16 protein-coding genes and 1 pseudogene are annotated in these 26,336 nt (G+C 63.9%); 2 read left to right on the top strand and 15 right to left on the bottom strand.

Features of this window, described 5'->3' with window-relative positions; genetic code table 11:
• Positions 1-41 precede the first annotated feature (41 nt).
• The 15 genes and pseudogenes from Q0894_RS14760 to Q0894_RS14695 all read right to left on the bottom strand — a co-directional run bounded on the left by Q0894_RS14760 (position 42) and on the right by Q0894_RS14695 (position 24,236).
• On the bottom strand, positions 42-863 hold the full coding sequence (locus tag Q0894_RS14760; protein WP_299236728.1) for an OmpA family protein: 822 nt from the start codon (positions 861-863) through the stop codon (positions 42-44).
• 10 nt (positions 864-873) lie between these two features.
• Positions 874-9,468 (bottom strand): YadA-like family protein, encoded by an 8,595-nt coding sequence (locus Q0894_RS14755; RefSeq protein WP_299236726.1) that lies wholly within the window; start codon positions 9,466-9,468, stop codon positions 874-876.
• Positions 9,469-9,516: 48 nt separating this feature from the next.
• Positions 9,517-9,633 (bottom strand): annotated as a pseudogene (locus tag Q0894_RS15795) (ESPR domain-containing protein); the annotation flags it as partial.
• A 527-nt stretch (positions 9,634-10,160) separates the two neighbouring features.
• Complete coding sequence (locus Q0894_RS14750; RefSeq protein WP_299236781.1) at positions 10,161-12,893, bottom strand: ATP-binding protein; 2,733 nt, start codon at positions 12,891-12,893, stop codon at positions 10,161-10,163.
• A gap of 1 nt (position 12,894) precedes the next feature.
• A complete protein-coding gene (locus Q0894_RS14745) occupies positions 12,895-13,701 on the bottom strand; it encodes a DNA-binding response regulator (RefSeq protein ID WP_299236724.1) in 807 nt (268 codons plus the stop codon).
• 432 nt (positions 13,702-14,133) lie between these two features.
• Positions 14,134-16,572 carry an endopeptidase La gene (gene lon / locus Q0894_RS14740; RefSeq protein ID WP_299236722.1) on the bottom strand — a complete coding sequence of 813 codons (2,439 nt, stop codon included), beginning with the start codon at positions 16,570-16,572 and terminating at the stop codon, positions 14,134-14,136.
• A gap of 103 nt (positions 16,573-16,675) precedes the next feature.
• Positions 16,676-17,917, bottom strand: a complete 1,242-nt coding sequence (locus Q0894_RS14735; protein WP_299236720.1) for a DUF945 family protein — start codon at positions 17,915-17,917, stop codon at positions 16,676-16,678.
• 106 nt (positions 17,918-18,023) lie between these two features.
• Positions 18,024-18,497, bottom strand: a complete 474-nt coding sequence (locus Q0894_RS14730; RefSeq protein WP_299236718.1) for a phosphatidylglycerophosphatase A — start codon at positions 18,495-18,497, stop codon at positions 18,024-18,026.
• A complete protein-coding gene (thiL, locus tag Q0894_RS14725) occupies positions 18,494-19,459 on the bottom strand; it encodes a thiamine-phosphate kinase (RefSeq protein WP_299236716.1) in 966 nt (321 codons plus the stop codon). Before thiL ends, Q0894_RS14730 begins: the two co-directional genes overlap by 4 nt.
• Positions 19,460-19,470: 11 nt before the next feature.
• Positions 19,471-19,968, bottom strand: coding sequence for a transcription antitermination factor NusB (gene nusB, locus Q0894_RS14720; RefSeq protein ID WP_299236713.1), 498 nt, complete (start codon positions 19,966-19,968; stop codon positions 19,471-19,473).
• Positions 19,965-20,459, bottom strand: a complete 495-nt coding sequence (ribE, locus tag Q0894_RS14715; protein WP_132041268.1) for a 6,7-dimethyl-8-ribityllumazine synthase — start codon at positions 20,457-20,459, stop codon at positions 19,965-19,967. The genes nusB and ribE overlap by 4 nt, the downstream gene beginning before the upstream one ends.
• Positions 20,460-20,597: 138 nt before the next feature.
• Positions 20,598-21,767 carry a bifunctional 3,4-dihydroxy-2-butanone-4-phosphate synthase/GTP cyclohydrolase II gene (gene ribBA, locus Q0894_RS14710; RefSeq protein WP_299236711.1) on the bottom strand — a complete coding sequence of 390 codons (1,170 nt, stop codon included), beginning with the start codon at positions 21,765-21,767 and terminating at the stop codon, positions 20,598-20,600.
• A 285-nt stretch (positions 21,768-22,052) separates the two neighbouring features.
• A complete protein-coding gene (gene ribD, locus Q0894_RS14705; protein WP_299236709.1) occupies positions 22,053-23,201 on the bottom strand; it encodes a bifunctional diaminohydroxyphosphoribosylaminopyrimidine deaminase/5-amino-6-(5-phosphoribosylamino)uracil reductase RibD in 1,149 nt (382 codons plus the stop codon).
• Between the two features lie 12 nt (positions 23,202-23,213).
• Positions 23,214-23,687, bottom strand: a complete 474-nt coding sequence (gene nrdR, locus Q0894_RS14700) for a transcriptional regulator NrdR (protein ID WP_132043113.1) — start codon at positions 23,685-23,687, stop codon at positions 23,214-23,216.
• 90 nt (positions 23,688-23,777) lie between these two features.
• Entirely contained in the window at positions 23,778-24,236 is a 459-nt protein-coding gene (locus Q0894_RS14695) for a copper chaperone PCu(A)C (protein WP_299236707.1), read from the bottom strand.
• Positions 24,237-24,444: 208 nt separating this feature from the next.
• Between Q0894_RS14695 and Q0894_RS14690 the strand changes: the two genes are divergently transcribed.
• Positions 24,445-25,266 (top strand): TlpA disulfide reductase family protein, encoded by an 822-nt coding sequence (locus Q0894_RS14690; protein ID WP_299236705.1) that lies wholly within the window; start codon positions 24,445-24,447, stop codon positions 25,264-25,266.
• A gap of 140 nt (positions 25,267-25,406) precedes the next feature.
• Entirely contained in the window at positions 25,407-26,183 is a 777-nt protein-coding gene (gene dsbG / locus Q0894_RS14685) for a thiol:disulfide interchange protein DsbG (protein ID WP_299236703.1), read from the top strand.
• Positions 26,184-26,336: the final 153 nt, after the last annotated feature.

The following is a 26,336-nucleotide window of genomic DNA, read 5'->3' as shown; positions in this document are numbered from 1 at the left end:
CCGCTTTCACGAGGCGTTGCTCGACCAGATGGTGACTCGCGTTATCCTTCTGCCACCTCGCTGATGGTGATCTCTACCCGGCGGTTGGGCCGCAGGCATTCGGTGACACTCGGCGTCGCCGTGGCACCGGCGCACTCCACCACCGGATCGGCCTCCCCGCGCCCCGCGGTGCGAATATCGCCACGGGCGACTCCCTGAGTGGCGAGATAGTCGGCCACGGTATCGGCCCGTGATTGCGAAAGCGCCTGGTTGTAGGTCGCGCTACCGAAGCGGTCCGTGTAGCCCGTGATCAACATGCCGGGAGCCTCGAACTCACTGAGCGCCGACTGCGCCACCCGCTCCAGGGCACGGCGACCTTCCAGCGTCAGCCGGTCGCTGTCGAAGTCGAACAGCACGTCGCCGGAAAGCACCAGCGTCTGGTCCTCCTTGCGCTCGACCGGAGCCAGCAGTGCCGGGCACTGCGCCTCACGCCAGCGGCTGCTTTCCAGCGCCATCTCGTCATCGAATTCGACCTGGTACTGGCAGGTGATGTAGTCCCCGCCCTCTTCCCCCGTATAGAGGTTGAAGACGTAGTTCCACTCGCGCACGCCGAAGAACCCCTCACTGTAGTGAGGGTTACCGATCAGCTGGCGCACCTGGTCCTTGGACTGGCCTTCCTTGATGCGCAGGATGTTCCGAGGATCGACGAAACGGCCACCGTCATACCAGTTGTCATCCAGCGCAGGAAATCCATCTCCCGCCTCGCGAATCTCCGCGCGGTCGTTATTCGGCGGCGCGGCGCACCCCGCCACCAGCACGACACCGGCGATACCGGCGGCCCCGAGGGCCGCCTTGCGCATTGCGTCTGAGCTCCATACTTTCACGTTCGTCTCCTTACCAGTGCCAGCCAGCACCGATGCCAGCGCCGAAGTTGCTTTGAGAATCACCGGTCACCTTGCCCTGAATGACCCAGCGACCATTGTCCGAAAGGCGCGAAATCCCCACGGAGATAGCGGACTCTCCCTCGTAGGTACCGGCACCGACACCGACCATGCTCTTGCCCGGCAGCCAGGCCTGGGGCACGGTCGAGGCCGCCAGGGCACTGGCCGTACCGGCATTGGCATTCCTTTCCACGTCGCTGATACGGCCATGGACATTGTGGATCTCTTGCGCGAAGCGCTGATTGAGCTCCTGCATCTGCCCGACGTTCACCGCATCGGTCGCATCGACACCCGCGGCCACATTGGTAATCCGCTTGCCACCACCGTCGATACCGTCGGCGGTCATGCTGGGGCCGCCTGCGATCGTCACGCCGGCATCACTGACCGTGGTCTTTCCGGTCGTCACGCTATCGACGTTGAGTTCGTTGTTCAGCGTCACCTGAACCCCGTCCCCTGTCGTCTGCGTGGTGATGTTGTCGTCGCCGGTGATCGCCACGGTATCGCCCAGCGTGCGGTTCACATCGTCGCCCTCATCGGCAGCGAAGTTCATGCCGCCATCGAGCGCGCCGTTGATATCGCCAAGCTCCTCCTGCACTTCATGCAGCTGGCTACCGTTGACCGCATCGGTGCTATCGGCGCTGATTTCTCCACGCCCCACGCCGGCGATGATGGTGTTGCCATTCTCATCGACGTTGTCCTTGTCGATGTTGACCGAGCCGACATTGATGCTGTCGAAGTCCACATCACGCTCGGTCTCCACGGTGTAGATGGTTTGCCCATCGTCGCCGGTGGTCTGGCTGACAGTGATATTGCTTCCCGCCTCGACCTCGGTCTTGGCCGCGGCAACATCCTGGCCAATCTCGCCGGCGACCTGCTGGAGATCGCCCACGTTGACGGCATTCATCAGGTCACTACCGCTGATCTGGTCCAGCGTCTGGCCACCCAGGCCACTGGCGACATTGGTGACCTGCAGGCCACCGGCATCGATGCCGCCGATGGTCACGCTCGGCCCCCCTGCGATCACCAGGCCGCTGCCGTCCAGGCTCACGCTGTCGCCGATGCTCACGCCGTCGCCATCCATGACGGTATCCCCGACGCTCACCAGGCCGTTTTCACCATCCACGGTGACCGCGGTATCGCCCGCTCCCAGGATAATGGCATCGTTGAGCTCCACTTCGATCACGCCACTCTGATCCATCCCGGTCTGGGACACCGTGATGTTCGAATCACCCCGGAAGTCCACCGCGCCGTTGGGTCCGATGTTCACCGCATCCGCACCGGAACCGCTCAGGTTCCAGCCGGCGTTGGCGACCTGCTGTACCTCATACAGCTGGCTACCGTTGATGGCATCGGTGCTGGTCGAACTGACCTCGCCCGCAGCGACGTTGGTCACCACCTGACCGCCCGCATCGATGCCACCCACGGTCACGCTCGGACCACCGTCGATCGTCAGGCCGCCATCGTCCAGGCTTACGTCGTCGCCCACCGTCACGCCGGCGCCACTCACGATGGTATCGCCGACACTGACCAGACCATTCTCACCATCCACGGTGATCGCGGTATCGCCATCCCCCAGGGTGATGCTGTCGGCCAGGCCGAATGCCAGGTCGGTGCCAGTGCGGTCGATGACGATGTTGTCATCGCTGGTGAAGTCCACCACGCCATCGGGACCGACGTTGTTGCTGCCGTCGGCCATGACCCCCTCGCCATCCACCGAGACGTGCCAGCCAGCGTTGGCCACGGTGTAGACCTGACCGAGCTGGTCCTCCGTGGCGGCCTGTCCGCTGGTGAAGCTGTTCGGATCGAAGGTCGTGTTGGTCAACCCACCGATGGTGCCGCTGTTGGCGTCGATCACGATCTGGTTAGCCGGCCCCGTAATCGGGTTCGCCGCCAGCGTGATCGTGCCCGCTTCCACGGTGGTAGTGGCCGTCGGATTGGCGGTGTTGTCATTCACCACCAGGCCAGCGGTGTCGAGCGATGCCTCTCCCGCAGTGACGCTATCCACGTCGAGGTCGCGGTTCAGGGTGATGTCGATCTGACCGTCATCGTCCGCGCCTCTCTGGGCCACGCTGATATTACCGTCGCCCTGGAAGTCCACCGCGCCGTTCGGTCCGATGTTCACCTGATTGGCACCGGAGCCGCTCAGGTTCCAGCCGGCGTTGGCGGTCTGGTTGACCAGGTTCAGTTGCTCCTCGGTGGCCGCGCGACCCGCCTGGGCGAAGTCGGCACCGTCGAGGTCGGTGTTGGTCAGCCCGGTGATGTCGCCCGCACCGCCATCGAGTGTGATGGTGTTGCCACCACCAGCGACGTTGATCGTGCCGGCACCGACATCCGTGGTGTTACCCGCACCGTCGTCCACGCTGACGCCAGCGTCGTTCACCACGGTATCGCCAGTGGTGACGCTGCCGGTCTCACCCAGGTCGAGATTCTCGTTGAGGGCCACTGCGATCACGCCCGCATCATCCGCGCCGGTCTGCGCCACGCTGATGTTGCCATCGCCCTGGAAGTCCACCGCGCCGTTCGGTCCGATGTTCACCTGATTGGCACCGGAGCCGCTCAGGTTCCAGCCGGCGTTGGCGGTCTGGTTGACCAGGTTCAGTTGCTCCTCGGTGGCCGCGCGACCCGCCTGGGCGAAGTCGGTGCCGTCGAGGTCGGTGTTGGTCAGCCCGGTGATATCACCCGCACCACCATCGATGGCGATGGTGTTGCCACCACCAGCGACGTTGATCGTGCCGGCACCGACATCCGTGGTGTTACCCGCACCGTCGTCCACGCTGACGCCGCCGTCGTTCATCACGGTGTCGCCGGTGGTGACGCTGCCGGTCTCGCCCAGGTCGATGTCCTCGTTGAGGGCCACTGCGATCACGCCCGCATCATCCGCGCCGGTCTGCGCCACGCTGATGTTGCTGTCGCCTTCGAAGCGCACCTCGCCGTCGGGGCCGATGTTGGCCGCGTTGCCGGCCGCGTCGGTGGCGTTCCAGCCGGCGTTGGCGGTCTGGTTGACCAGATCCAGCTGCTCCTCGGTGGCCGCACGACCCACCTGGGCGAAGTCGGCACCGTCGAGGTCGGTGTTGGTCAGGCCGCTGATGTCGCCCGCACCACCATCGATGGCGATGGTGTTACCCGCTCCGGCGACGCTGATCGTGCCGGCACCGACATCCGTGGTGTTACCCGCACCATCATTTACGCTGACGCCGTCATCGTTCATCACGGTGTCGCCGGTGGTGACGCTGCCGGTCTCGCCCAGGTCGATGTTCTCGGCCAGTTGGATCGACAGGGTGTCGCTGCCATCGGCGACCACGCCGATGTTGCCGTCGACCAGGGCGGTCGCGTCGGTCTCGCCGCCCACCAGGTTCACCGTTTCCCCAAGCTTGCGATCGACGTTGGTGCCACTGTCGCCAGCAAAGGTCAGCGGGGTCTCCGCCAGGCCAGTCAGCTGGCTGACGTTGACCGCGTCGGTGTCGGCCACGCCATTGGCGACATTGGAGACCACCTGATTACCGGCATCGATGCCGCCGGTGGTGACGCTGGGGCCACCGGCAATCACCAGGCCACTATCCCCCAGGGTCACGTCGTCACCCACGGTGACGCCGCTGGCGTCGACCACGGTTTCGTTGCCGGCGGCATCGGTGACCGTGGTGCCGGTGGCACCGGTGATGGTCTGGTTGCCGTTGGTATCGGTCACCGCCAGGCCATCGGTGTCGAGCACGCTATCGCCCGCGGTCACGCTATCTACATTCAGGTCGGGGTTCAGGGTGATGTCGATCTGACCGTCATCATCCGCGCCGGTCTGCGCCACGCTGATGTTGCCATCGCCCTGGAAGTCCACCACCCCGTCGGGGCCGATGTTGACTTCATCAACACCGGAACCGGTCAGGTTCCAGCCGGCATTGGCGGTCTGGTTGACCAGGTCCAGCTGTTCCTCGGTGGCCGCGCGACCCGCCTGGGCGAAGTCGGCACCGTCGAGGTCGGTGTTGGTCAGCCCGGTGATATCACCCGCACCACCATCGATGGCGATGGTGGTGCCCGCGCCGGCAACGCTGAGGCTGCCTGCCCCCAGGTCGGTGCGGTTGCCGGTGCCGTCGTCGACGGTCAGGCCATCGGTGTCGAGCACGCTATCACCGGTGGTGACGCTGCCGGTATCGCCCAGGTCGACGTTCTCGTTCAGGGCTACGGCGATCACGCCCGCATCATCCGCGCCGGTCTGCGCCACGCTGATGTTGCTGTCGCCTTCGAAGCGCACCTCGCCGTTGGGGCCGATGTTGGCCGCGCTGCCGGCTGCGTCGGTGGCGTTCCAGCCGGCGTTGGCTGCCGTATTCACCACGTCGATGGCGTCGTGTACGTTGTCTTCGCCGGTGTTGCCGATATCGCTGGTGGTGACGCTGCCATCGGCATTGACCACGGCATTGCCGCCGATCACATCACCCACCGAGTCGGCCACACCGAACAGCTGGCTGCCGTTGATGGCATCGCTGCTGGTGCCGTTAACGCTGCCGTCGGCCACGCCGGTGATCTTGAGATCGCCCGCGTCGATGCCACTGGTGGTCACACTCGGCCCACCGGCAATGGTCAGCCCATCGGCGCCGACCTCGGTAATGTTGCCGGCACCGTCGTCGACGGTCAGGCCACCGGTATTGAGCACGCTATTGCCGGTGGTGACGCTATCCAGCTCGGTCAGGTTGCGCGCCATCACCAGATTGAGCTGGTTGCCGTCGCTATCCACGCGCAGGTTGGCGCCGCTGGAGGCATCGCCCGCCGCCAGCTCACCGGAAACCGTCAGCGGGGTGGTGTCACCCAGCGTCTTGTTGATGGCGCCGCCGGTGTCGCCGGCAAAGCTCAGGCCGTCGGCCTGGGTCGCGATCTCGTTACCGTCATAGGTGACGGTATCCCCAGCCACGACAAAGGTATCACCGCCGACCGTCAGGTTGTTGGTCGTGACGCTGTCACCGTCGATCACGGTTCCGCCAACGGTCACTCTGTTACCAATCTCAATATCATCGTCCAGATCAAAGGTCAGGTTGGTGCCGGTGCGGTTGATGGCGATATTGCCGTCGGTGCTGCTGAAATCCACCGCCCCGCCGGGCGCGATATTGGCACTGGACTCGTTATTCGCAGTGACATTCCAACCCTGGGCCGCGTATTCGATGGCTTCGTCTACCGTACCCTGCCCGGTGCCACCCACGTTGCTCATGGTGACCTGATGAGTATCCGGATCGTAGGCGGCATTGCCTCCCAGGACCCCGGCCACGGAGTCACCGGCGGTATCCAGGTTGTCGGCCAGTGCATTGACCGCCTGGTTGGTGCCATAAAGCTGACTGCCGTTGATGGCATCGGTGCTGGTGGCGCTGACGCGTCCGGCGGCCACGTTGGTCAGGGTACGCTCGGCACCTGCCGTGCCGACGCTGACTGTCGCCACGGGGCTGATGCCCGCGAAGTCGTAGGTGTTCTTGTCGACGGTCATGCTAGAGGTGCCGACCGCTTCCGCGGTGACGGCGCCGCTGCCCAGCGCTACCGAGCCCTGGTGGTTGGCCTGGGCCCCCTCGCCGATCGCCGTAGCGCCCTGTGCGGCGGCACGGGCAGCGGAGCCCATGGCCAGGGCCTCGCCGGCCACGGCTTCGGCGCTCTGGCCAAAGGCGGCGGCATTTTGTGCGGTCACCCGCGCACCAGAGCCGACGGCCAGGCCGTCCTGAGCCGTGGCTGTCGCTTCAGCACCATCGCCTATCGCGGTGGAAGATGCCGCACGCGCTTCAGCCTCGACACCCAATGCCAGCGCATGCTGCTCGTCCGCCAGGGACTGCTTGCCGATCGCGATACCCGCGGCATTGCGCTCCGGCTCTTGATTGAAGGGGTCATTGATGCCAGCCACCGCTCCGGTGCCCATGGCGATGCCATCGGTGGCATAACCAATGGAGTCGGTGCCACTGGCCTGGGCATTGAGGCCACTGGCGCTGGCGTTGGTGCCGCTGGCCTGGGCATTGGTACCGCTGGCACTGGCATTGGTACCGCTGGCCTGGGCGCTGGTGCCACTCGCACGGGAGTTGCTGCCGAAGGCCATGGCGTCATCGGCGGTGGCATGGGCATCGAAGCCCTGCGCCACGGCGCGGACCTCCGATGCCAAGGCGCTTTCGCCGATGGCGATGCCGTTATCCGCCGTGGCTTCGGCGTCGGTGCCGATCACCACGGCATTGTCCACCGTGGCATCGGTGGTCTTGGGATCCGCCTGGGCGCGGGTGCCCATGACGATGGAGTTTTCGCCCTGGCTCTTGGCCTGCAGGCCGATCGCCACACCGCCATCGCCGTAGGCATCACTCTCGCTGCCGATAGCGGTGGATTCATTACCCAGCGCCTCGACCCTATGGCCGAGTGCCACGCTCTCGTCGCCCGCCGAATGGGCCAGATGACCCGCCGCCAGCGACGAGGCCCCATCGGCGCTGGTGGCGGGGCCGATCGCGATGGCATCGGTGCCGCTGGCCTCGGCGTTATCGCGGTTGGCCGGCTCGCTGGAGTTGACGCTGAAGTACTTGACCCCGTTTTCGGCCACGACTCTGTTGAGCTGTTCGACGTTGACCGCATCGGTACCGACCACACCCTCGGCCACCGTGACGGTGCCGTCGGGGTTGTAGATCACGGCGTCACCCGGCAGAACGTTGATGCTTCCGCTCGATACCGCGTTGATGGCCTCGGCGACCGTGGCGTACTGATGGCTGGTGCCGCTGCTGTCTTGCAGCTCGACGACATACCCTTCGAAGCTGCCATTCGCCCCCAGGGTGACGTTACCGCCGACGAGGTTGGCAACCGACTGCTGCGCCCCCTTCAGCTGGCCTACGTTGACGGCATCGTAGGCCTGAGAGCCGTCGGCGACATTGACGATACGCCGCGTGGTACGCACGCCGGACGGATTGGTATTGCCCACCGAAACCACCGTGCCATCGGTGAAGTCGCTCCCGGTCAGGTAGCCTGTTCCCGCCGCATCGGTACTGCGCGCGGCGGAGCCGCTGCCCAGGGCCACGCTGCCGCCCTCGGCCGTGGCGTTGCGCCCGAGCGCCACGCCCAGGTTGTCGGCGCTCGTGTTGGCACCCAGTGCCACGCCGCTATCCTCGGAAGTGGCGCCGTAGCCAACCGAGACACCATTTCTCCCCGCCTGGGTCTGCCCCCCGACGGCGGTGGCGCGTTCCACGACGCCCGCGTTGCGATTCGCCTCGTGGCCGATCGCCACGTTGAAGTCGCCCTGGAGGTTCTGGCCGGCGTGACTGCCGACGGCCACGTTATGGTCACCGGTGATATCGGAGCCCGCCGAGTAGCCGATTGCCGTGGTCTGGTTACCAACCACGTTCCGCCCGGCCTCGGTGCCGATGGCGATATGATGGGTCCTGTCTCCGCCCGAGGTGCCATCGGTGCCAACGCCGGCGCCGGTGCCCAGCGCGATGCCGCCCGGCGAGCCCGCGTAGGCGCCAGTACCGGCGGCGAAGGCGTTACTCCCGGTGGCATCGGCCTTGCCGAGGGCGATGCTTCCGCCCCCCGAGGCCGCCGCACCGGCGCCCACGGCGGTGGCGTTGCCTGCCGTCGCCTGGGCCGCAACCCCCAGCGCCACGGCGCTATTGGCACCGGCCACGCTATCGCGGCCGACGGCAATCGCGCCGGCGCCGCCGAGCGGGTCGCCTCCGGCACTGGCGCCCTGCCCCAGGGCGATCGCGCCCTCGCCGGTGGCGGTGATGCTGGCACCGTCACCGGCGGCCAGGCTGCTGTCTCCCGCTGCCACGCTGTTTGGACCGATGGCGATCGACTCGGCCCCCAGGGCCTGGGAGTCGGGCTGCGCCGAGAGCGCACGGAAGTAGCGCACCCCGCCGGCGCCTTCTTCGATAAACAGGTCGTAGATCTGGCTACCGATGACCACATCGCTGCTGGTCGCCGTCAGGTTGCCGGCGGCCACGTTGGTGATTGCCTTACCGCCGGCATCGATACCGGCGGCGGTGATGCTGGGCCCGCCGGTGACGCTCAGGCTACCGGCCACCTCCACCTCGTCGGCCAGGCCGAAGGTCAGGTCGGTGCCGCTGCGCCCGACCTCGATATTGCCGTCACCGCTGAAGTCGACCGCGCCGCCGGGGGCGACATTTTCTTCCGCCCCCCCTTCCGCGCTGATATCCCAGCCGGCGCTTGCGGCAGTGACTCGGCCATCAAGTGCCGAGATATTGTTCGCATTGGTGCTGATATTGCTCGTATTGGTGCTGATGGCACTCGTATTGGTGCTGATATCGCTCGTATTGGTGCTGATATCGCTCGTATTGGTGCTGATGGCACTCGCATTGGCGCTGATATCGCTCGCATTGGTGCTGATGGCGCTCGCATTGGCGCTGATGGCGTTGGCGACGTTCACCCCCCCTACGGTAAGGGAATCATTGAACGTGGCGGCACCGTCGAACGTGGCGGCACCGCTGACCTGCAGGGCGCTGAGAATTGCGTCGCCGCTGACCGTTAGGTTATCGAAAGCGGCATCCTGGGCGCTGACGGTGGGCACCGCCGCGCCGACGGCCAGTAACCCTATTGCCACTCTCAGCGGGCGAAGCCCTGCTGGTGAAGAAGAGACCTGACTCCCTACCCTTGGGAGAGCCTGAAGACGTTCAGCGCCGGACTTTCCCTGGGATCGCGCCGCTTCGGAAGCCACCACCTGACGCCCAAGGGTGCGGTTCCAGATAATTCTAAAGACCTTGTTCATGTTCACCTGCGAAGTGTCATTCCATGTGACCGGAGCAGCCCTGCCTGTGCGTAGGTGCGCAATGCGAAGGATTAGGCTGTACTGGGCGAAATGTCTGCTCGCGGCCGACTGGCATCTACAGGCTCGAAGATCGCTGCCCGAAAGGCGGCAAACAGCGTCTCTGTGCGTTGAATTATTGTTGATTACCCGTGGCGCGTTTTGCAGCAATAGCCGGCTGCGACAATATCGCCAAGGGCAAATCTACGCGTCAGTGATATCTGTCATCTTTCCCCCGAAGGGGAAAAGTTTGTCGCGCAGGGAAAGAATAAAGAAAACGCTGCATTGACCCCGCAGTAACTGCCCGACAGCCATCGACGGGGTAAAATCTGGCGACCCCACCACCTGACCGAACCACTCGGTGCAACAGGTCTCTTTCACCAGGACAGAGCGCCAGAACAAGAAGAAAGTGACCCAGCGCGAGTGGTTCCTGATCTTTTCACTAGTTTTTTCCTTGTCTGACCTTCACACGCCAACTTTGCAGACAAGGCCTAGTCAAGGTGCTCTATGGCTTCGCTTATGGCGGAGAATTCACCTCGCTCTGCGTGACGTCTCAAGCTGCGTGCAAGGCCTTTCTTGTTCGGGAACGTAACTGAAAAGACATCGCACCAGTCGAGGATATCGCTGACGGCTCCCAGCTTAACAAGCTCTTTCAACCGCTCTATATCAGGGGGGCTCTCCTTGTCGATGGCAGCTTCCTTCATGGGCGGTTGCTGGAGAGGCTCAAGAACACAGACTCGGGCCACTTCACGCCGAAAATTAATTAGATCAATTGGTTTATAAAGTAACGCATCATATTCATACCCACCTCCTTCCTGCTCTCCTTTCAGCTCTCCTTGGCGCTCTCGACTCCTCAACACGCTCCACATCGCCGAGATCAGAACCACGGGGACCAAGGCATTCCTATCCTTGGCCGCCATGAGCACCTCATCACCCAGGACACTCTGCACGCGGTAGTCTGTCACGATCAAGGCGGGCATCGCATCGGCGCTCTGCATGGCCGCAATAGCCTCTTCACCACTCTGAAAACCTTTTACGTGAAAGCCCATAGCGGAGAGGTCACCACAGAGAAGCTCGAGGATAGGCGGTGAGTCCTCTACTACCCAAGCCGTCAACCCACCGGCATGGTAAGCGGGCAGCAAGGCTTTCGGCATTGAGACCGCCGCACTCGATTGACTTCCCTCGTCACCGATCTCGACGGGGATGAGAACATTTACCTCGGTGCCTTTGCCTAGCTCACTATGGAGAGCAAGCTCCCCTGCCATCGAGGCTACCAGATCCTTGACAATGGCCAGGCCCAGACCCGAGCCCTTGCCATGTCGTGACTCGCGTGAAAAGGGCTCGAAGAGGCGGCTCTGCGCCTCCCGAGAAATGCCGATTCCGGAATCCTTTAGCGTCATTTCCAACATGGTGCGCCCTGTGGGGCTCATCGCTTCACGGCAGACAACTTCAAGAGAGATATGGCCTGACGACGTATACTTGGCGGCGTTATCGATAAGATTGACGACGACTTGGCGCAAGGAGACGTCATCACAGCGCACAAAGGGAAATCCATCCGCCTTGACGGTCATGGAAAAGCGGTTACTATTTTTCCTTGCCAGCACCATCGCCTCTTGGGAAATAGCGGAAAAGAAGCTCTCGACATGAATATGAGACAGCCTTTCCTTGTGAGAAGCGACGCCCCTCGCATAATCGATCAGTCGTTCAACTAGCTTATCCATATGGGCGGCACTTGAGTGAATAATCCGACCTTTGGCAGCAACTTTATCATCTTCATCAAATAACAATTGTGCATAGCCACTGATGGCTGTCAGTGGTGACTTTAAATCATGAGAAACATGCCCAATAAACAGCGTCTTTTCCTCATCTGCCCGAATTGCATTATCGAGCGCCAGGTTAAGATCATGAGTACGACGTGCCACTACCCCTTCCAGCTTCTCACGCTGATCACGCTCGCTCTCCCTTAACCTTCTCTCGAGAACCATTTCATAATCGCGCTTCTGTCTTGCATATATCAGAATCAGAGAGAGTACGATGGCACTGCCTGCAAATATTTTTAATTCTGCGAACGAGGCCGTGTAGTAAAGATTGGTTATATAACCAATCAAGATAAAATTAGACGCTATCCACCAAAGCGAAAGCGTGCCAAGCAGTGCAAGCTGCCACTTTCTATCGACACGAAGCGCCGCCGGAATCATCGCCAGCCACGCCAGGGAAAAGCTCAGATCAATGGCGTTTCCCATATGGCGAATGACGACTCCATTGAGCAGGAACGTCAGCACAGCAAATGCCGCAGACACCATAAATACTACCGGCGTAAGGTATCGCCATGGCTTAACCTTGTTAACACCCAGAATATAGACTGAAGCAACAAGAAAAAGCGCCTCCGTGAGTATCCAGGTAGAGAAGCGAAGGTTAGCCGAATAGTCGAACAGGCCACGGATCAGCACTTGGCTTATATAACCCTCCTTCTCGGACTCGAAGATGAAGATCACAACCAGCCAGACGCCCAGCAAGAGGTAGCGAAGGTCGAAGGTCACCAGCAGCACAGCGAACAGCGTTAATACTGCCGCCAGCAACATGGAATGAAACTGCCTCTCGGCCATCTCGCTCATGGCGAAGGCAACTGGCTCCCAGCCGTTGATATCCAGGAAAGGGCGGCTATCTGAGAAGACTCTCATCACCAACAGCAGGCTCTCGCCAGGCGAGAGTGCTACCGGAATGGTTGCCTTGTTACTGTCGACCTCTCTGTTGCCTATCGGAACTGAAAGACCTGTCGCCATCTCTTTTATCGTCTCGAAGCTTTCGGGATCGACCAGCCACGCATTGACCTCGTTGAGTCGCCAAGGTGTAAGACTGAGCCAGCGCACCAGATGTTCGTCGCTGGTGTTGGTCAGCCGGGCCTGGAGCCAAAGCGTGGAGTATTGCCGCGGTCTTTCGAGAATTCGAACGTTCTCTCCCACCTGCTGCCAGCGACCGCTATGCATGGCTTCGCTCAGCGAGAGATGCCCCTCTTCCACCACATCGAAACCCAGCATGTCAAGCGCCAGGTTATCCGTGGGCGATATCACATTCAGGTCTATCACGGCGGCTTTTTCATCGTGGTCGCCAATCGGCTCTGAAGCTGCCTGGGCTCCGACAAGCCAGGAAAGGGTTGTCAAGGCAACCAGAATGCAGGAGATACAGCGGAAAACAAGAGCCTTAAAGCATGAAGATACCCGCATGTCAGACAAGCCTCTCCTGCTTCCTGAACCTTGAGGGAGGACTACCAAACCGCTCCTTGAAGGCTGTGGAGAAGGTGCCCACGCTACTGAAACCGATAGTTGTCGCGATCTCTGAGATGGAAATACTCGTGGAAGAGAGCAACTTCCTCGCCTCCTTCATCCTCTCTTCACGAAGGTATTCGTAAACCGTCATTCCTACACAGGCCTTGAAGGAGTGATTCAGCTGTTTTGAGTTGGTCCCGACCTGCCGGGCCAGCTCATGAAGACCCGGTGCCTTGTCGAGAGCCTTGAGAAGATGTATTTGTGCACTACGAAACAGTATCTCGTCGCGAGAATCATGACTCTCTGACTGATTATTACCCTTGCCGCCACTCTCGCCACTCTCGCCACTCTCGCCACTCTCGCTTCCGCGGCATGGCTCAGCATCGCTGACTTTCAAGTGAATGGCGATTCGAAGCATGACCTCATCGAAGACGAAGGGCTTGGCGATATAGTCAACAGCGCCTGATATCAAACCTTTGATTTTATCTTCCGCCGTCGCATAACCAGAAATGAACAGTACTGGCGCATGCTGAGTTCTTGGATCCTCTACAATCAACTTACAGGCATCGAAACCATTGCAGTTAGGCATATCCAGGTCCATGAGTATGGCGTCAGGCCGAATCAGTCTGGCCTTGTGCACACCATCGACACCGTCATGCGCAAAAAAGACACGGCATCCAAGTCGGCGTAAAAACGTGGAAACCAGCATCCTGTCTGCCTCCGCGTCATCGACTACCAGTATCTTCTTGCCGAACAGGTTACTCATTCCCTTGATCCCCCCCACCGGTGAGCGCAGCATCTTGGTGCGCCCCAGGCTCCTCAGTTACTCTACCCTACCAATCTACACATTAGTCATGACCAATCGTAACACCTTGATCACACCCTCCCACTCGGTCAGGACGAAAAGTCACATTTCACCCCACCGCAAGGCACTCGCCCGCTGCCAGGCGGAAGCGGAAGGAGAAGCGGAAGGAGAAGGAGAAAGCTAGCGTCTGGCCGGGATCGGCGAGCTCGTAGTGGAAGGTGAGGTCGCGGCATCGAGCATCAGGCCTAGCACCACGGCGCCGGCCGCTACCAAATGTTTCATGGGGATACCCCTTTCATGAGTAACCCCGGCATCGGTGCTCCACCGACCCGGGGTTGGCATACCGCTGGATCCCCCTGGGGGTCAGACCCCCAGGAGGGTGCCCGCCTCCGGTCAGCCGAATACCACCTTGGCCACGTCCTGGTAACGCTTGGCGAAGTGTACGCTGATCCCCTCCTTGAGGTGCTCGGGCAACTCATCGTAATCGCGGCGGTTGGCGTCAGGCAGGATCACCTCGAAGATGCCACTGCGCCGAGCGGCAATCACCTTCTCGCGGATTCCCCCCACCGGCAGCACATGGCCGGTCAGCGTCAGCTCGCCGGTCATCGCCAGGCTGCGCTCGATAGCCTGGTGCCTGGCCAAGGACAGCAGCGCGGTGGTCATGGTGACGCCCGCCGAGGGACCATCCTTGGGGGTGGCGCCTTCCGGCACGTGCAGGTGCACGAAGGCGGAGTCGAAGAAGTCGGCGTCGGCGCCATATTCGGCCAGGTGACCGAGCACATAGCTGTAGGCGATGTTGGCCGACTCCTGCATCACCTCGCCCAACTTGCCGGTCAGCTTGAAGCCGCGTGTCAGGGAGTGCACCTTGCCCGCCTCGATGGGCAGGGTGGCACCGCCCATGGAGGTCCAGGCCAGGCCGGTGACCACTCCTTCGCCCTTGAGCACCTGCTCCTTGCGGAACAGCGGCGCCCCCAGGTACTCCTCGAGGTTCTTCACCGACACCTTCGCCGACTGCTGGTCATTCTCCAGCAGCTTGACCGCCGCCTTGCGCACGATGCGGTGGAGCTGCTTCTCGAGCTGGCGCACCCCGGCCTCGCGGGCGTAGCCCTCGATCACCTGGCGCAGCGCCGCGTCGGTGAGGTTGATGCTCTTCCTGGGTATGTTGGCGCGCTTGAGCAGCTTAGGCCACAGATGGTGCTTGGCGATGGCCACCTTCTCCTCGGCGATGTAGCCGGAGAGGCGGATCTGCTCCATACGGTCGAGCAGCGCCGGCGGAATCGAGTCCGGGGTATTGGCGGTACAGACGAAGAGCACCTTGGAGAGGTCCAGGCGAACATCCAGGTAGTGATCGAGAAAGTCGACGTTCTGCTCAGGGTCGAGCACCTCGAGCAGCGCCGAGGCGGGATCACCCTGGAAGGACTGCCCCATCTTGTCGATCTCGTCGAGCATGATCACCGGGTTCTCGACCTCGACCTCCTTGAGGGCCTGGGCCAGCTTGCCGGGCATGGCACCGATATAGGTACGCCGATGCCCCTTGATCTCCGCCTCGTCGCGCATGCCGCCCACCGAGAAACGATAGAACTCGCGCCCCAGGGCCTCGGCGATGGAGCGGCCGACGGAGGTCTTGCCCACCCCGGGCGGGCCCACCAGCAGCACGATGGAGCCGCCCACGTCACCCTTGAAGGTGCCCTCGGCGAGGAACTCGACGATGCGCTCCTTGACGTCGGCCAGGCCGTCATGATCGCGATCGAGCACCTTGCGCGCATGGGCCAGGTCGAGCTGGTCCTGGCTGCGCACTCCCCACGGCATGCTGGTCAGCCAGTCGAGGTAGTTGCGGGTGGTGCCATACTCCGGTGAGCCGGTCTCGAGCATGGCCAGCTTGTCGAGCTCCTCCTCGATGCGGGTCAGCACCTTGGGGGGCACCACCAGACTCTCCAGGCGCTCGCGGAAGGTGTCGACATCGCTTTCGCGATCATCCTTGGAGATACCCAGCTCCCGCTGGATCACCTTGAGCTGCTCGCGCAGGAAGAACTCGCGCTGGCGCTCCTGCATCTGGGCATTGACCTGGTCGCTGATCTCGCTCTGCAGCTGGGCGACCTCAATCTCCTTGCGCAGCAGCGGCAGCACCTTCTGCATACGGGCGAGCACCGGCAGAGTGGCCAGCACGTCCTGCAGCTCGTGTCCCTTGGCCGAGGTGATGGCAGCGGCGAAGTCGGTGAGAGGGCCCGGCTCGTGGGGGCTGAAGCGATTGAGGTAGTGCTTGAGCTCCTCGCCATAGAGCGGGTTGATCGGCAACAGCTCCTTGATGCCGTTGATCAGCGACATGGCGTAGGCGCGGGCCTCGTCGGCCTCGGCGTCCACCGGCTCCCGCGGGTAGCTCACCTCCACCAGATAGGGCGGCTCCCGGGAGATCCAGCGCTGGATCTTGAAGCGCTGCAGGCCCTGGGCGATGAACTGCAGCTGGTCCTCCTCGCCCTGCAGCTTGTGCATCTTGACCGCGGTGCCGATCTCGGGGAAGTCGCCATCGGCCATTCCTTCCGAGGCGCCTTCACCAACGAAGGCAAGGCCCACGGTGTGGTGAGGGGTCTTGGCGACACGCTCGATCGTCTCGTCCCAGCGCTCGCGGTTGATGACCAGCGGCTGCACCTGGGCGGGAAAGAAGGGGCGGTTGTGGATGGGCAGCAGATAGATTCGCTCGGGCAACGCCTCGCGGGCCGGCACGACGGAGTGCTTGCTGTCACCCTGCTCTTCACCGAGGTCGAGATCCTCGCCCTGCCCGTGGCGAATCCACTCCGGCTCATCCGTATCGTGACGGTCCTGTTCATCACTCATGGTGTCTCCCTGTCCAAGCGGTTGGGCTTGTGCCAATGTTCTTAAGCCAATGCTTGTAGGGATGCGGGCGACGAGCCGGAACTTCAAGCCTGGCGACCCGCCGTCAGCGCCAGAGCGGCGGCAAAGGGCGGCCATTGACGCGCACCTTGCCGCGAATGACGTCCACCGCCAACTCCTGGGTACTCAACGGCAGACCCAGCCACAGGGCTACCACGGTGGGTACATCACGCCAGACAAAATCGCCGTCGAGGCGGCGGCGCCAACGGGCCTGCTCATCGGGGTCATCGAGGCGAGCGACCCTGAGCTCATCGAGGCGTCGTGGGTCGAAGATCAGCACCCCCTCCCCCTCGGCGGAAACACCGAGCATGGGGCTGTCGAGATCCACTCTGCTGATGTCCAGACGCGGCGAGTCCTGCAGCAGGGCCTTGAACTCCGGCTCCAGCCGCTCGATCAGTTCGCGGGGCGTCGGGGTGTCGCTGCCTCCCATCATCACCTCCTCGCGCAGCCGGCTGAGCAGCGTCCGCAGGGCCTCGGCATGCAGACGCGAGAGCTGCGCCTCCACCCGGCCGGTCAGCAGCACCTGCTCGGCGGCCACCAGCTCCCCCAGGACAAGCTCACCCTCGATGCGCAGCTCGCTGTCATCGAGCTCCATGCGACTTCGATAGTCAAGCTCGCTGCCATCGAGCACCAGCCCCGGCTGACGCCAGGTGAGCTGGTCAAGATGCAGCAGGTCATGCTGGGTGAAGTGGTAGGCATCCGCGGTATAGGCGTAGCGGCTCTCGAGGCTCGAAGGTCCCGCCTCCAGGGTAGTGTCACCATCACTGAGGCGCAGCGGCTTGAGCCTGGCACGCAGCCACCAGTCGCCATACTGGCCACCGAAAGTCACCTGACCGCCCTGGAAGTCGAGCTCACGCTCCTGCTGATGAATCACGAAGGGCGACAGTCCGATACTGCCTTCGAGTGTCCCCCCCAGAGTCTGATAACGAGCATGCCAGCGGGGCGCCGAGGATGGCAGGGCGTCACCGAACAGGCGCTGCTGCTCCGGCCCCAGGGTGGGTTGAAGCTCGCCATCCAGCCGGGTACTGAGCACCCCATGGCGGGCAGAGTAGGTAAAGGCGAGCTGCCAGTCATCGCCCAGCAGGGGGGCGATCACAACGCGCCCCGACGAGGAGAGCCAGCCACGCTCAACGGCGACACGCTCGACCACCAGTTCACCGCGTGCTTCCAGGTCGTTCAGCATACGCAGCAATTCGCGCTCGAAGAGCAGCGAGGCGGCATACTGGGCAACGGCCCATAGCAGCGCCAGCCCCACCACCAGTGGCACGATGAGTCGTTCCTTGCGCATGGTGACTCCCTTCCCTGCGGCACCCGGGCATCCGAAACCACCGCGGTACCGATTACGCTCTGGTCTCAGAGTCTAGTGTAGCCAGAACCCTAGTGTAGCCAGAACCCTAGTGTAGCCAGAACCAGAGGTGCATGAGGCTCCCGGCGAAGATGCCGGCGAGAACATCGTCGATCATGATACCGAAGCCGCCGGCCACTCGACGATCGGCCCAGCGAATGGGAAATGGCTTGATCACGTCGAACACCCGGAAGATCAGGAACCCCCAGAGCGCCGACTCCCACGAGAAGGGGATGGCCGCCATGGTGATCCAGTAACCCACGAACTCGTCCCAGACGATGCCCGAATGGTCGTGGACACCGAGGTCGCAGGAGGTCTTCTCACATAGCCATACGCCCCAGACAAAGGCGATGACGACGACGCCCCAATACCAGGAGAGCGGCAGTTCGGAGAGCAACCAGTAGAAGGGGATGGCCGCCAGGGTGCCGAAGGTACCCGGCGCCCAGGGCACGGCACCGCTGCCGAGGCCGAAGGCCAGGAAGTGCGATGGACGATGCCAGACACTGGATGGGGCCCGATTCATGAAGTGCCTCCCTGGCCAGCAGCATGGAAATGCTGCCAACCGGTGCGCTGGGTCGTCGTCACACCGCTTACGCCGGCGGTATCCGTGAGCCGACCGACCACCGTAAGGGGGAGTGACAGCCCCGCCAGGCATGACCGGGCCGCCTCCAGATGCTCGGGGGGCAGGCACACCAGCAGCTCATAATCGTCACCGCCGGTCAGGGCCGCTTGGCGTGCGCCCTCCTCGCCCAGCGCCTCGACCAGCCCTTCGGCCATCGGCAGAGCGTCGGGCTCGAGGTGTGCACCGCCACCTGACTGCTCAAGGATATGCCCCAGATCGGCCAACAGCCCATCGGAGATATCGAGACCGGCCGTGGCCAGACCGGCCAGAGCCTGGCCGGCTGCCAGCCGCGGCTGGGGGGCGAGATAGCGCCGAAGCAACGGGTGCGCGAGGTCACGCTCGCCCGCCTGCCAGGCGGCCAGGCCACCGGCGCCACCGCCCAGAGCCCCGGTCACCGCCAGCAGGTCACCGGGACGACCACCGCTCCGGCTGATGGCCGCCTCGGGTGACACCTCCCCCATCACGGTGACGCCGATGGCCAGTTGACCACGGGTGATATCGCCGCCGGTCAGGCTGGTGCCGGTTTCCTCGCAGAGCGCCAGGAAACCGCGTGAAAAGCTCTCCAGCCAGGCGTCATCATTCTCCTCGAGAGTGAGCGCCATGAAGCACCAGCGCGGCCTGGCTCCCATGGCGGCTAGATCGGAGAGGCTCACCGCCAGGGCGCGATGGCCGACCGCTGCGGGGGGCGCCCCGGGCGGAAAGTGAACCCCGAGCACCGAGGTGTCGACGCTCACCGCCAGCCGCCGACCCGGGGTGGGGGCCAGCAGCGCACAATCATCGCCCACCCCCAGGACCACACCGGACTCGGGGCCGGGCGTGGCGGGGGTAAAATGGCGTGCGATGAGTTCGAATTCGCTGTGCATCCGGTCACCCTTCAGCGGCGGCGGGCGGCTACCTCGGCGCCGCGCAGGCGCCCGGCAAGCTTGTCGAGGATGCTGTTGACGTACTTGTGGCCGTCGGTGGCACCGAACGACTTGGCCAGCTCGACCCCCTCGTTGATCGCCACACGATACGGCACCTCCAGGCGACGTGAGAGCTCATAGGCACCCAGGCGCAGGATGGCCAGTTCGATGGCGTCGAGCTCCTCGAGCTTGCGGTCGAGCAGCGGCGCGATGGAGGCATCCAGATCGGCACGGAAGCGGGACACGTTGTGCACCAGTTCATGGAACAGGGCCAGGTCGGCGATCCCCATGACCTTGTGCCAATTCTCGTGATCCTCGAGGTCATCATCGGCCAGCTGGCTGCGGAACTCCGCCTCCACCGCGCTCATCGACTTGCCGGTCAGCTGCCATTGGTAGAGACACTGCACCGCCAGCTCGCGAGCGGCACGACGCGACTGCTGCGCCTTGGAAGGCGCGCGATCGCGGCTCATGCCTCCTCCTCGACGCCGCCGCCAAGCTGGCGCATCAGCGACACCATCTCCATGGCTGCCATGGCTGCCTCTGCCCCCTTGTTGCCGGCCTTGGTGCCGGAACGCTCGATGGCCTGCTCGATGGAGTTGACGGTGAGCACGCCGTTGGCAATGGGCGTCTCGAACTCCAGCTGCAGAGTTCCCAGGGCCGAATTGCACCCGCCGGCCACATATTCGAAATGCGGTGTACCACCACGGATCACCGCGCCGAGGGCGATGACAGCCTCGGGGCGTGCCGCCTTGAGGACCTGCTTGACCGCCAGCGGCAGCTCCCAGGCACCGGGCACATGGACGATATCGATGTTCTCGGCATCGACGCCATGGCGCACCAGGATGTCTACGGCGCCCTCTACCAGGCTGTCCACCACATGGTGGTTGAAACGGCCCACCACGATCACATAGCGCCCGTCGACGTCGACGAAGCTGCCTTCCACTTGAGAAATGGGTTCCATGTCGGTTTCCTGCTGAGACTCACTGGCGCGGTCGATCCGCGCCTGGTGTTGAATGAGAATGTTAAACGAGAATATTGAATGGGAGTGCGGATACAAAATGCTGCAAGGTGGCGTCGGGCATGCCGCTAGGGCATCGGCTCACTCGCCGGCCGCCCCAACACCGCCAGCCGCCACATCCTCGGGCCCCAGCCGCTCCACCACTTCCAGATCGAAGCCGGATAGCGCCGAGAACTTCCACGGGGAGCTGAGCAACCGCATCTGGCCGACGCCGAGATGGCGCAGGATCTGCGAACCGGTACCGATGGTCAGGTAGTTGCCGGCACCGTCCGAGTCGCTGGTACGCGGGGCACGGCGACGCTCCAGGAAGGTATCCAGCTGGTCGCGGAGGTCGAGTCCCGGCCGCCCCTGATCGAGCAGCACGAAGACGCCACGCTCGCTGCGAGCCACCTCGGCGATGGCCTCATGAGAGGTCCAGTGGCCGCCCTCGCCCTTCTGCAGGCAGAGCAGGTCTCGCAGGGTGTCCGCCAGGTGCACGCGCACCGTGGTCGGCGCCTCGGGGCTCGGCCGCCCATTGACCAGCGCCACATGATGAGCTCCCTGGATGCTGTCACGAAACACGTGGAGCGTCAGGTCGCCGAAGGCGGTCGACACCTGGGTCTCTTCCACATGATCGACGGTCTGTTCGTTATGGATGCGGTAGTGGATCAGATCGGCGATGGTGCCCATCTTGATGCCGTGCTCCTCGGCGAAGCGCTCCAGCTCGGGGCGCCGCGCCATGGTGCCATCGTCATTCATGATCTCGCAGATCACGCCACTGGGGTCGAGCCCGGCCAGGGCAGCCAGGTCACAGGCGGCCTCGGTGTGGCCGGCACGCCGCAGCACGCCACCCGGTTCGGCCATCAACGGGAAGATATGGCCGGGCTGCACGATATCCTCGGCCTTGGCGTCGTGAGCCACGGCGGCCTGGACGGTGCGGGCGCGATCGGCGGCGGAGATGCCAGTAGTGACGCCCTCGGCGGCCTCGATGGAGAGAGTGAACTTGGTGCCGAAGCCCGAGCCATTGTCGTTGACCATCAACGGCAGCTTGAGCCGTTCACAGCGGCTGCGGGTCATCGGCAGGCAAATCAGGCCGCGGGCGTGGCGCGCCATGAAGTTGATGTGCTCGGCCTGAACCTTCTCGGCGGCCATGATGATGTCGCCTTCGTTTTCGCGATCCTCATCATCCATCAGGATCACCATCTTGCCCTGACGGATATCCTCGATCAGGTCCTCGATGGGGGCCAGGCCCCCGGCAGTGGCGTGCACCATGAGATCTCCAGAAATTCTACGCGGCGGGCGTTGCCAAGTGACGACGGTCGCGTCGTCCATCGGCGTCGCCTCGCCTCGGAAACGGCGTCAGGGTACCTTGGCGCGGCAACGGGCGCCAGTAAAGTGGCCTTGAAGCCGTAGATAGCTTCCCCCGGCTCGGGGCTGATCTGGCGGCAAGCCTACGGGGAGGCGCTGTAAATACCTCCCTGTACGCTACCGATGCCATCCATGGCATAGGACCTCCCCTTCGGCTTGCCCCCAGCGCCCCTCGTGCCTGATGACGAGCTACTCCTGCGCCTTGATACGGCGCTTCGGCCTGGCGGTAATGCGCCAGTCCTGCCCCACGGCGCGGATATCGAGGATATCCAGGCCGCGCTGATGCTCCATGGTCTCGATGCCGGCGAGCTGGAACAGCGGCCGAGCATCGCCGCCGAGCAGAGTGGGTGCCACGAACAGCTGCATCTCGTCGACCAGGCCGGCATCGAGCATGGCGCCGGCCAGGGTCGCCCCAGTCTCAAGCAGTACCTCATTGGCCTGCTCGACCTCGGCAAGATGGCGCAACAGGGCCTCAAGGTCGACTCGCCCCACGCTGCCGGCGGGTAGTGTCAGCACTTCTGCCCCGGCACGGGTCAGCCGCTCGACTCGCTCCTCCTCGGCTCCCTCCACGGCTACCACCAGGGTGCGCCCTGGCTCGGTAAGGCAGGCCGCCGCTTCGGGCAGCCGCAGGTGGCTGTCGACGATCACCCGCAACGGCTGGCGAGCGGCGATGGTGACGGCATCGTCGAGGCCAAGCTGGTCGGCGCGCACGGTGAGTCGCGAATTATCGAAGATCACCGACTCGACACCGGTCAGCACAGCGCTCGAGCGGGCACGCAGCCGCTGCACCTGACGGCGTGCCTCGGGGCCGGTGATCCACTGTGACTCGCCGGAGGACATGGCGGTACGGCCATCGAGACTCATGGCCATCTTCAGACGCACGAAGGGGCGGCTATGATCCATGCGCATGATAAAACCGGGGTTGAGCGCCCGAGCCTGGGCCTCCATCACGCCGACCTTCACCTCAATGCCGGCATCACGCAGCAGGGCAACGCCGCGGCCGGCCACCTCCGGATTTGGATCCTCCATGGCGACGACCACTCGCGCCACGCCGGCCTCGACCAACGCCACGGCGCAGGGGCCGGTACGCCCCTGATGAGAGCAGGGCTCAAGTGTCACATAGGCGGTGGCGCCGCGGGCCTTCTCGCCGGCCTCATGCAGAGCGTTCACCTCGGCATGGGGCTCACCGGCTCGGGCATGGTATCCCTCCCCCACCAGGCGGCCGTGCTTGACCAGCACACAGCCCACACGTGGATTGGGGTGTGTGGTGTAGAGGCCGCGCTGGGCCAGCTCGAGGGCGCGAGCCATCCAGGCTTCGGAAGGCGTAGGGTGGGCCATGGGGGCTCCGTATCAGCGAGGGGGCGTCTGGTCGGGGTCCTGGGCGAGACGCTCGATCTCGGCGCGAAACTCATCGATATCCTGGAAGCGTCGATAGACCGAGGCGAAACGAATATAGGCCACCTGATCGAGACCGCGCAGCGCGGCCATGACCGCCTCGCCGATATCGCGCGCATGGACCTCACGCTCGCCACGGGCGCGCAGGGTCTGACGAATACGCTGCACCGCAGCCTCGATCGCCTCGGCGCTTACCGGACGTTTCTCAAGCGCGCGCAGCATGCCGGCGCGCATCTTCTGCTCGTTGAAGGTTTCGCGGGAGCCATCACCCTTGATCACCCGCGGCATGATCAGCTCGGCGGTCTCGTAGGTGGTGAAGCGTTCACCGCAGGCCACACACTGCCGCCGCCGGCGCACCTGGTCCCCTTCGGCGACCAGCCGCGAATCGGTGACCTTGGTGTCGTGGGTGCCGCAGAAGGGACAGTGCATGACAGGGTTCCAGAACGAAGAAACGGGACTCGTCGCATTGTAGCGACTCGAGCCCCATTCGCACAGCAGTGCCGATCAGTGCTCCATGGTTCAGTGCCCCATGGTCTCGATACGCCGCACCGGTGCCTCAAGCTCCAGGGTCTGGCCATCATCGAAGGTCAGGCTGAGCGTCACCTCGTCACCCTCATGCAAGGGGGCCGCCAGGTCGATCAACATCAGGTGATAACCGCCCGGGGCCAGGCTGACACTCGCGTCGGCCGGTACCGGAACCGACTCGACCCGGCGCATCTGCATCACGCCATCGACATCCACATGATTGTGCAGCTCCGCCACCCGCGCGGCCGGAGTGCTCGCCGCCACCAGAGAACGGTCGGCTTCCCCTTCATTATGCAGCACCATAAAGGCGGCCGTGGTGGTCGAAACCGGCGGCACGGCGCGCACATGGGCACCTTCGACTCGCAGCGAATCGGCCAGTGCCGCGGAGCTGGCCAGTGAGGCAAGCAGCGCCACCATGGGGAGGCGCCATGACATCGGGGAGCGTGGCAGCATGCGGGGTGTTCCTTCAGTTGGACAAAGGTCAAGGCTCAGGCCAGAAGCTTAGGCCAGGTTGAGGCGCCTGTTCACCCTTGCGACATAACGCCTCAGCGCGGCGCCGGTTAATGCAGCGCTAATCACTGGCTGTCAGGCTCGGCCTTCGACGGTGTAAACGCCGTCGAACTCACTGGCAAGGAGCAGCTCCCATGCAGGCATTGAACCCATGCAGGCATTGAACCAGAGTATCGCCGTGGGCCCCATGGGCTTCTCCATCGGCCAGCTGTTGATCATCCTGGCCTTCGGCGTCGCCCTGCTGGCCGGGGCGCTGATTGGCCGTCGCCATCACACCCCCACGGCCGACACGCTCTTCAACCTGCTTCTGATCGCCCTCTTGGGTGCCCGGCTGGTATTCGTGGCGCGCTACTGGAGCAGCTACGACGGCATCCTCTCGCTGATGGACATCCGCGATGGCGGCTTCGATCCCGTGGGCGGGCTGGCAGCCGGCCTGGGGTACGCCGCCTGGCGACTGTGGCGCTCGCCCCGCCAGCGCCTTCCGTTGGGCGGCGCCCTGCTGGCCGGCCTTCTCGCCTGGGGACTGACTGCCGGCCCCCTGCTGCTGATCGAGCAGCAGGGCCGCCCGCTCCCCGATACTCCCCTGACCACCCTGGCGGGCGCTCCAACCGATCTGCCAGAGCTGGCCGGGCGTGATGGCAAGCCGCTGGTGGTCAACCTCTGGGCCTCCTGGTGCCCCCCCTGCCGCCGCGAGATGCCGGTCTTCGAACAGGCCCAGAGCCGCCACGGCGATATCACCTTCGCCTTCGTCAACCAGGGCGAGAACGTGTCGCTGGTGAACCGTTTTCTCGACGAGCAGTCTCTGCAACTGGACAACGTGCTGCTCGATGCGCACACCGCCCTGGGCGACGTGACCGGCGCCATGGCCCTGCCGACCACGCTGTTCTACGACGCCGAGGGGCAACTGGTGAACACCCATTTCGGCGAGCTCTCCCAGGCCACCCTTCGTCAGGGGCTGGAGCGCCTTCGTTGATGTCTACGCCCAGACCCGGGCTATCGCAGTTAACGGAACCCAGGGGCGCCGGGGACAAGCCGCCGCCAAACTCACTTCGATAGCCCTGATGCCCAGATAGCGTAGCTTGATCTTTACGACAACCGCACAAGGACCTAACCATGCGACATCTCCTCAGGATGCCTGCCCTCGCGGCGCTGACCCTGACCTTCACGGCCCCCGCCGTGGCCAATGACGCCCCGAGCGTCGACGACCTGCCGGCACCCGTTCGGGCCCTGACCGACCAGGGCCTGACCATTCATGGCAAGTTCGAGGCGCCGGCCGGGCTGACCGGCTACGGGGCCAGCCACTCCCGCGGCGAGGTGGCCGTCTACCTGCTGCCGGGCGGCGAGCACGCCATCATCGGCACCCTGGTCGATGCCGAGGGCACCAACCTCTCCGAACCCCAGCTGGACAGGCATGTGCGAGCCGCCCAGTTCGCGGAGGTCTGGCAGGACCTGGAAGCGAGCCACTGGATCGCCGATGGCAGCCCCGACGCAGCGCGTATCGTCTACACCTTCACCGATCCCAACTGCCCCTACTGTCGTCAGTTCTGGCACGAGGCTCGCCCCTGGGTCGAGGCCGGCCAGGTACAGCTGCGTCATATCATGATCGGTGTTCTCGCCTCGGACAGCCCCGCCAAGGCCGCCGCCCTGCTCGGTGCCGAGGACCCCGCCGCCGCCCTTCACGCCCACAGCGGCGAGGGCGACGAGATCGAAGCGGGCCCCCAGTCACGCGAGATCGAGGAGCAGGTCTACGCCAACAACCAGCTGTTCGACTCGCTGGGTTTCATGGCCACGCCCACCACGCTCTACCGCGATGGTGACCGTGTCGACCGCGTCGAGGGGGTCCCCAGCCCCGAGCGCCTCGAGGAGGTCATGGGCGGCCCGGCGCCCTGAGCCGCCAGCGAAGCGACGCTGTTGGCAACGTCTGACGGCAACCGCTGTTCGCAAAAGCGCCCCGCTGCCTCCCAGGTGAACTGACCCCCAATTGTTGGACGGTTCGTTCAGCCGGCGCCCAAGGCCTGAGTCCTGTACTGTACGGGGCTCAGG

Source organism: uncultured Halomonas sp., assembly GCF_947501415.1.
Taxonomy (GTDB): Bacteria; Pseudomonadota; Gammaproteobacteria; order Pseudomonadales; family Halomonadaceae; genus Halomonas.
Note: the sequence above shows the minus strand (reverse complement) of the source record. Positions and strands in the feature narration are given on the sequence as shown.

What these genes read in the sequence shown, in the direction of transcription:
- nrdR (WP_132043113.1), bottom strand. Translation starts at nt 23,687, where the DNA reads ATGCACTGTCCCTTCTGCGGCACCCACGACACCAAGGTCACCGATTCG.
- Q0894_RS14745 (WP_299236724.1), bottom strand. Translation starts at nt 13,701, where the DNA reads ATGAGTAACCTGTTCGGCAAGAAGATACTGGTAGTCGATGACGCGGAG.
- dsbG (WP_299236703.1), top strand. Translation starts at nt 25,407, where the DNA reads ATGCGACATCTCCTCAGGATGCCTGCCCTCGCGGCGCTGACCCTGACC.
- Q0894_RS14695 (WP_299236707.1), bottom strand. Translation starts at nt 24,236, where the DNA reads ATGCTGCCACGCTCCCCGATGTCATGGCGCCTCCCCATGGTGGCGCTG.
- lon (WP_299236722.1), bottom strand. Translation starts at nt 16,572, where the DNA reads ATGAGTGATGAACAGGACCGTCACGATACGGATGAGCCGGAGTGGATT.
- thiL (WP_299236716.1), bottom strand. Translation starts at nt 19,459, where the DNA reads ATGCACAGCGAATTCGAACTCATCGCACGCCATTTTACCCCCGCCACG.
- ribE (WP_132041268.1), bottom strand. Translation starts at nt 20,459, where the DNA reads ATGGAACCCATTTCTCAAGTGGAAGGCAGCTTCGTCGACGTCGACGGG.
- ribD (WP_299236709.1), bottom strand. Translation starts at nt 23,201, where the DNA reads ATGGCCCACCCTACGCCTTCCGAAGCCTGGATGGCTCGCGCCCTCGAG.
- Q0894_RS14730 (WP_299236718.1), bottom strand. Translation starts at nt 18,497, where the DNA reads ATGAATCGGGCCCCATCCAGTGTCTGGCATCGTCCATCGCACTTCCTG.
- nusB (WP_299236713.1), bottom strand. Translation starts at nt 19,968, where the DNA reads ATGAGCCGCGATCGCGCGCCTTCCAAGGCGCAGCAGTCGCGTCGTGCC.
- ribBA (WP_299236711.1), bottom strand. Translation starts at nt 21,767, where the DNA reads ATGGTGCACGCCACTGCCGGGGGCCTGGCCCCCATCGAGGACCTGATC.
- Q0894_RS14735 (WP_299236720.1), bottom strand. Translation starts at nt 17,917, where the DNA reads ATGCGCAAGGAACGACTCATCGTGCCACTGGTGGTGGGGCTGGCGCTG.
- Q0894_RS14690 (WP_299236705.1), top strand. Translation starts at nt 24,445, where the DNA reads ATGCAGGCATTGAACCAGAGTATCGCCGTGGGCCCCATGGGCTTCTCC.
- Q0894_RS14750 (WP_299236781.1), bottom strand. Translation starts at nt 12,893, where the DNA reads ATGCGGGTATCTTCATGCTTTAAGGCTCTTGTTTTCCGCTGTATCTCC.